5 protein-coding genes and 1 pseudogene are annotated in these 7,130 nt (G+C 65.2%); 2 read left to right on the plus strand and 4 right to left on the minus strand.

All coding sequences use genetic code 11. The features are described from left to right. Positions 1-81: 81 nt before the first annotated feature. The 3 genes and pseudogenes from ACN6NG_RS22385 to ACN6NG_RS22395 all read right to left on the minus strand — a co-directional run bounded on the left by ACN6NG_RS22385 (position 82) and on the right by ACN6NG_RS22395 (position 3,537). Entirely contained in the window at positions 82-963 is an 882-nt protein-coding gene (locus ACN6NG_RS22385) for a methyl-accepting chemotaxis protein (protein WP_371321159.1), read from the minus strand. Further along, positions 943-2,022, minus strand: a pseudogene (locus ACN6NG_RS22390) (HAMP domain-containing protein); the annotation flags it as partial. The gene ACN6NG_RS22385 and the pseudogene ACN6NG_RS22390, both read right to left, overlap by 21 nt. 117 nt (positions 2,023-2,139) lie before the next feature. Continuing rightward, positions 2,140-3,537 carry an aminotransferase-like domain-containing protein gene (locus tag ACN6NG_RS22395; protein ID WP_197863471.1) on the minus strand — a complete coding sequence of 466 codons (1,398 nt, stop codon included), beginning with the start codon at positions 3,535-3,537 and terminating at the stop codon, positions 2,140-2,142. Between the two features lie 225 nt (positions 3,538-3,762). Here ACN6NG_RS22395 and ACN6NG_RS22400 point away from each other — a divergent pair, with 225 nt between their 5' ends. Next, positions 3,763-4,932, plus strand: a complete 1,170-nt coding sequence (locus ACN6NG_RS22400) for an MFS transporter (protein WP_474316263.1) — start codon at positions 3,763-3,765, stop codon at positions 4,930-4,932. Positions 4,933-5,003: 71 nt separating this feature from the next. On the opposite strand, the gene ACN6NG_RS22405 is transcribed toward ACN6NG_RS22400, so the two are convergent. Further along, positions 5,004-5,765 (minus strand): SDR family oxidoreductase, encoded by a 762-nt coding sequence (locus ACN6NG_RS22405; RefSeq protein WP_016500975.1) that lies wholly within the window; start codon positions 5,763-5,765, stop codon positions 5,004-5,006. 176 nt (positions 5,766-5,941) lie between these two features. Between ACN6NG_RS22405 and ACN6NG_RS22410 the strand changes: the two genes are divergently transcribed. Further along, positions 5,942-6,943, plus strand: coding sequence for an NADP-dependent oxidoreductase (locus ACN6NG_RS22410; protein ID WP_353456486.1), 1,002 nt, complete (start codon positions 5,942-5,944; stop codon positions 6,941-6,943). Positions 6,944-7,130 lie beyond the last annotated feature (187 nt).

Here is a 7,130-nt window from a genome sequence, read left to right on the forward strand (position 1 = left end):
GGTTTTTATCGTCTGGACTGGCCCCTTCGCGGGTAAACCCGCGAAGAGGCCGGTCCAGGCGACAGATACTCATGGCCAGGCTCACAACCTGAAATGCCCCACCATCCCCTTCAAATCAGTGCCCAACTGCGCCAGTTGCACACTCGACCGCGCATTGTCCTGCATCGCCAGCGCCGCCTGGTCCGCACTGCCGCGGATCTGCGTGACACTGCGGCTGATCTCTTCCGCCACCGAGCTCTGCTGCTCGGCTGCCGCGGCAATCTGCTGGTTCATCTGCTGAATCAATGAAACCGCAGCCGCAATGCTGCCCAGCGCGCTCTCCGTCTGCAGCGCATCAGCCACTGCCAGGCGAACCAGTTCAGTGCTGCCACGAATCTGCGCCACCGACTGCTGGGCGTTACCGCGCAGGCTGGCAACCAGTACCTCGATCTGCTCGGTAGACTGTCGGGTACGCCGCGCCAACGCACGCACCTCGTCGGCCACCACGGCAAAACCACGCCCCTGCTCGCCAGCGCGGGCGGCTTCGATGGCGGCGTTCAGCGCCAGCAGGTTGGTCTGCTCGGCCACGCTCTTGATCACCTCCAGCACGTCGCCGATGGTGTGGATTTCGGCACTGAGGCTGTCGATGCCGGCGCTGGCGGTTTCTGCCGCCGCCGCCAACTGCTCGATGCGCTGCATGCTCTGGCGCACCACCTGTTGCCCCGACTCAACCTTGTCGTCCGCCGCCTGGGCCGCCTGCGCCGCTTCCTCGGCATTGCGCGCCACATCGTGCACGGTGGCAGTCATCTGCTGCATGGCAGTGGCCACCTGCTCGGTTTCCTCCTTCTGGCTGCCCACCTCGCGATTGGTCTGCTCCGTCACTGCCGACAACGCCTGAGCGCTACCTGCCAGTTGTTCGATGCCTTGCTGCAAGCCGCTGACAATGCCCGAAAGGCCCGCGGCCATCTGCTGCATGGCCTGCATCAGCTGCCCCACCTCGTCACCACGCGGTGCCTGGGCGTCAAAACCCAGCTCGCCAGCGGCAATGCGCTGGGCGCGGGCGATCACATGCTTGAGCGGGCCGACCACCGCGCGGGTGATCAGCCAGGCGGCCAGCACACCCACCAGCAGTGCCAAGCCGGTGGCCAGGGCAATGGCCACGGCATTGCGTTGCAGCTCACCCTGCAGCGCCTGCTCCTGCCCCAGGTAAGCCTGGTCGACCCTCCCGGTGACTTGCTCAGCACTGGCCTGCAACTGGGCTTTCAGCCCTTGCTCGCGGGCCAACTGGTCGGTGTATTCGTTGAGTTTTTCCGAGAAGCTGCCGATGTGCCCCGCCACCTCGCCCAGCACGCTCTGGTAACCGGCATCACTGACCGCGGCCTGCAACTGGCCAACCAGGCTGGCGGCCTCCACCGTCTGGGCGATACGCTCCTGGCTTACGCCCTCTTCACCCTTGCGGCTTTTTTCCAGGCGCACCCGCGCTTCGTCCATGGCCTGCAACATCAGCCGCGACACTTGCGCCACTTGCGCAGCCTGCTCAAGAAACTCGCCCCCCTGCTGGCCTTGGGACTGCTTGAGTGTGTATACGCCGTCGTCGGCCAGGCCGGCCTGCAGCACATCAAGGTTATTGGCGACGCTGGACACCGACCAGCTGGCCATGTCCAGCGCCAGCTCCTTGGCCTGTACCGCCGCCACATAAGCTTCGAACGCCTGGCCGTAGGCAGCCAGATCGGTTTCCGCCGCCACCAGCGCCGGCAGGCCTCGGGCGCGCTCAGCCAAGCCCTGCAAGCCGCTGCGCAAGGCCTCGGCCTGCTGGATGTCGGAACGCAGGGCAAACGCCTGCTCATGCTGACGCAAACGCAGCAGGTCGGTATTAAACTGTGCCAGCTGGCGCAAACTGTCGAAGCGCTGGCCCACGCTGTGCAGCGCGGCGATGCCGATGGCCGCCACCGCCAGGGTCAGCACCAGCACCAAGGCAAAGCCCAGGCCGAGTTTGCGGGCCATGCCCAAGTTGGCCAGCACACTGTGCTTGCTCGCGCCCATCGCCGATTCCCCTTCTGCGTGCGAGGTTATCCCGAAGGCCAAGGGTGGCAACGTTGCCCGCCGATGAACAAGGGCTTGGCGTCAGGATAGTGTCAAATAGCTATGGGCGTGTCGTTTTCAGCTTGGCAGAGGTCGCCCCGCATGCTGGAGGAAGGCCTGGGCACGGGAATCCTGCCCATAAGCGACATTGATGCGTAGCCAACTGCTGGGCGTGCCTTGGTAATCGAACGCGCTGCCCGGGGTAAGCAGCACCGCATGCTCGCGCGCCACCTGCTCAAGGCTGGCGAAGTCCCGGCCTGGCACCCGCGCCCAGACGAACATACCGCCACAAGGCTCACAAAATACCTGCCAACCCGCCTGCTCCAGCTGGCCCAGCAGCTTGGCCATGTGCTGGCCCAGGCGTACGCGCAGGCGCTGCACGCTCTTGCGGTAGCTGCCATTGGCGAGCATCTGGCCCACCACCTGCTCGGCAAAGCGTGACGTGCCGATACCGCTGACCATCTTCAGCTCGGCCAGACGCGCCAGCAACGCAGGGTCGGCGACCAGGTAGCCGACCCGCAACGAACTGCTGAGGGTTTTCGAAAAGCTGGCCATATAGATCACCCGTTGCTCGCTGTCGAGGGTGGCCAGGCGTGTAGCCGGGCCCTCCTGGAAGTCGGCGTAGATATCGTCCTCGACAATGCGCAGATCATGCTCGCGGGCCAGTTCGAGCAGGCGGTAGGCGACTTTGGGTGTCAGGCTGGTGCCGGTAGGGTTCTGGTAAAGGCTGTTGATGAACAGGCAGCGCGGCTTGTGCGTGGCCAGCAGGGTTTCGACGGCCGCCAGGTCCGGGCCCTCTGTGGTACGCGGTACTGGCAGCATGTGCACCTGGTGCTGACGCAGCAGGTTGTACAGGTTGTAGTAACCAGGGTTTTCCACCAATACCGTGTCGCCTGGACGCAGCAGGGTACGCACCAGCAGGTCGAGGCCGTGGCTGGCGCCGTGGGTGGTGAGGATGTGCTCGGGGCCGGCAGCGATGCCCAGCTGCGCCAGGCGCTTGTGCAATTGCTGACGCAGGCTGGCCAGGCCCAAGGGAGGGCAGTAGTCGAACAGGTCCTGCGCGGCGCCGCGGCTTACCTGCCGCACCGCTTGGGCCAGCTCGGTGGCGGCGCGCCAATTGCTGGGCAGCCAGCCGCAGCCCAGTTTCAGCAACTCGTCATGGCCCTCGCGAAACTGCCGCCAGTTGCCGTCGCCAGACTCCCCCCAGGGTGGCGTATCGTCAATCGGGGGCCCGGGCTTGCGCTCGGCGACAAAAAAGCCGGTGCCGTGGCGGGCCTCCAGCCAGCCGCTGGCGACCAGGCGGTCGTAGGCCTCGATCACACAGGACGCGCTGACCGCCTGGCTGCGGGCCAGCGCGCGGATCGATGGCAGGCGTGCGCCGGGGCGCAGGCGTTGCTGGTCGATCCAGGCTTGCAGGTGGTCGGTGAGTTGCTGCACCAGTGGGGTGGGGCCGGTGCGATCGAGTGAGAAGTGCATGGGTAAGTGTTCGCAAATTTTTGGCGAACAGTTAAGCATAAATGGAGTGACGGTGTGTCTGGCAGGTGGAATAGCCTGGCATCAGAGTGAGCAGGCCCGGCCCTTTCGCGGGTGAACACGCTCCCACAGGCTTTTCACTCCTCTCGCGGCTGTGGTGATCCTGTGGGAGCGGGTTCACCCGCGAAAGGGCCGGTACAGCCACCAGAGAAACCAGGACCCCTACCCATGCCCTCCGCCCCGGCCCGTCTGGCCTTCGCCCTCTGCCTGATCACCCTGGCCGTCAACCTGCAGGCCCCGCTGTACATCACCTACGCCGACCTTTCCGGCCAGGGCGCCGCTGCCACTGCGGTGGCGTTCTCCGGGTATGTGCTGGGCGTACTGCCCGTGCTACTGGCCCTGGGCGGCCTGGCCGACCGGGTCGGGCGCCGGCCACTGATTGTGGCAGCACTTGCCCTGTCGATGATCGCCACCGTGCTGATGCTGCTGGCCCCCAACCTGCAAACCCTGGGCCTTGCCCGGCTGTTCCTGGGCCTGGGCACCGGGCTGGCTTCGGCGACGGCCACCGCCTATATGGGCGAGCTGATGGGCGGTGAGCACACAACCCGCGCGGCCAACTGGGTCACCGCCAGCACATCGCTGGGCTTTGGCTTGGGCGCAGCGCTGACCAGCCTGTTCCTGCTGCGCGGCCCCAGCCTGACCCCAGGCAGCTTCCACCTGCAACTGCTGTTGGCAGCCTTGGCCGTCGTACTGGTATGGCGCCTGCCCGACCCCCGCCCGGCACAACACAACCCCATGCTGCGCCTGCCCTGCTACCCGCGTGGCAGCGTGGCCTATGGCCTGGCAATTTTGCTGGCATGGGCCTGCGTGGGCCTGGTGATCGCCTTGCTGCCAAGCATCCTGCGCCAGCATGGCCTTAGTGCCTGGTCAGGGTTTTCGACCTTCTGCGTGATCAGCTGCGGGCTGTTGTTCCAGCCGATGGCCCGGCGCCTGAGCAGCCGCACGGCCACGCTGCTGGGGCTACTGATACTGCCCTGCAGCTGTTCCGTGCTGGCCTGGGGCGCGGACAGCGGGCAACTGAGTGCGGTATTGCTGGGTGCTGTGGCGGCCAGCAGTGCGTGCTACGGGTTTATCTACCTGGGTGGGCTGGCGGCGGTGAACCGGTTGGCTGGCAGTGAGAAAACACGGGCCAGTGCCGGGTTCTTCTTGCTGGCGTACCTGGGGTTCAGCTTGCCGGTAATCTTTACCGGGTTGCTGAGTGACCGGTTGGGGTCACGGATGGCGTTACTGGTGTTTGGCGGGGTGTTGGTGGTGGGCTGTGCAGCGGTTGGGCTGGCATTGTGTTGGTCTGGCAGGGCCCTATCGCCGGCAAGCCAGCTCCCACAGGGTTCGCGTTAACTTCGGGTACCACGCGCCCTGTGGGAGCTGGCTTGCCGGCGATAGGGCCAGAACAGGCAATCTGAGTTGGCTCAGATCGCTGTGGCCCCGCCGTCCACCGTCAGGCAATGCCCGGTGGTAAACGCCGCGCCATCGCTGCACAGGTACAGCACGGCGCTGGCGATTTCCTCGACCTTGCCAATGCGCCCCACCGGGTGCATGGCCGCGGCGAACTCGGCCTTGCGTGGGTCGGCCTCGTAGGCGCGGCGGAACATGTCAGTGTCGATTACCGCCGGGCACACGGCATTCACGCGGATACCCTTCTTCGCGTATTCGATGGCTGCCGACTTGGTCAGGCCGATCACCGCGTGCTTGCTGGCGCTGTAGATACTCATCTTCGGCGCCGCTCCCAACCCCGCCACCGAGGCTGTATTGACAATCACCCCACCGCCTTGGGCCTGCAGCAAGGGTAACTGGTACTTCATGCACAGCCATACGCCCTTCACGTTCACGCCCATGATGGCATCGAACTCCGCCTCGCTACCTTCAGCCAGCCGGTGCTGCTCAATCTCGATGCCGGCGTTGTTGAAGGCATAGTCCAGCCGGCCAAAGGCGGCGATCAGGCGTTCGTGCAACTGGCGCACCTCGGCGTCGCGGGTGACGTCACAGGCAATGAACAACGCCTCGCCACCTGCGGCGTTAATCTGCGCTACGGTGGCCTCGCCACCCAGCGGGTCGAGGTCGGCCACTACCACCTTCAGGCCCTCGCGGGCGAACGCCAAGGCCGTTGCCCGGCCTATACCGGCAGCGCCGCCGGTGACCAGCGCTACCTGGCCGGAAAAGGTCATGCTCATTGCGTGCTCCTGAGGGGGATGGTGGGGTTCAGAGCATAGTCAGCCACCGTCTGGCCGGGCAGCATCATCACACCGACGGTTGGGCTACCATGCTTGTCAGTGATGTTAACCACCTGCCTACATCAACAAGGTAGATTGAACACCTAGTATCTTCCACTGCCCACAAGGACCCCGCCATGACCCAGACCAACCGCCGCTTCCTGCTCGCCAAACGCCCGGTCGGCGCCGTGCGCCGTGACGACTTCACCTTTGAAAGCGTGCCTGCCGAACAACCCGGCGAAGGCCAGGTGCTGGTGCGCAACCTGTACCTGTCGCTGGACCCGGCCATGCGCGGCTGGATGAACGAAGGCAAGTCCTACATCCCTCCTGTGGCCCTGGGCCAGGTAATGCGTGCCCTCGGCGTGGGCGAAGTGGTTGCCTCCAACCACCCGGCATACAAGCCGGGCGACCATGTTAGCGGCGCCCTTGGCGTGCAGGACTACTTCACCGGCGAGCCCCAGGGCCTGCACAAGATCGACCCCAGCCTGGCGCCCCTGCCCCGCTACCTGTCGGCACTGGGCATGACCGGGATGACCGCCTACTTCGCCCTGCTGGAAGTAGGCCAGCCCAAAGCCGGCGAAACCGTGGTCATCTCCGGCGCGGCCGGTGCGGTGGGCAGCATTGTCGGGCAAATTGCCAAGGTCAAAGGCTGCCGCGTGGTCGGCATTGCCGGGGGCGCCGAGAAGTGCCAGTACCTGAAGGACGAACTGGGCTTTGACGGGGTGATCGACTACAAGGCCGAAGACGTGCTGGCCGGCCTGAAGCGCGAATGCCCCAAGGGCGTGGACGTGTACTTCGACAACGTGGGCGGCGACATCCTCGACGCCGTGCTGACCCGTATCAACTTCAAGGCCCGCATCGTGATTTGCGGCGCGATCAGCCAGTACAACAACAAGGAAGCGGTGAAAGGCCCGGCCAACTACCTGTCGCTGCTGGTGAACCGTGCCCGTATGGAAGGGTTTGTGGTGATGGACCACGCCAAGGACTACGGCAAGGCCGCGCTGGAGATTGCCGGGTGGCTGGCCAGTGGGCAGGTGAAGAGCAAGGAAGATGTGGTGGAGGGGCTGGAGACGTTCCCCGAGACGCTGCTGAAGCTGTTCAATGGGGAGAATTTTGGCAAGTTGGTGCTGAAGGTGTGACGTTGTGAGTTGCGTTTGGGCTGAAAGCGCATGCCTTGAGGGGTTTAGCGCCTGTTAGATCGAGCGCCGCCCGCGCGGCGCATCGCGAGCTGCGCTCGCTCCTACGTTTGTTTCGGGCCAGTAACGCCTGTGACAGGCGCGCGCGACCGCCTTGTCTGTACGACGCGACATTGAGCCAGGCGCCAAG

Source organism: Pseudomonas sp. TSO6, assembly GCF_056098905.1.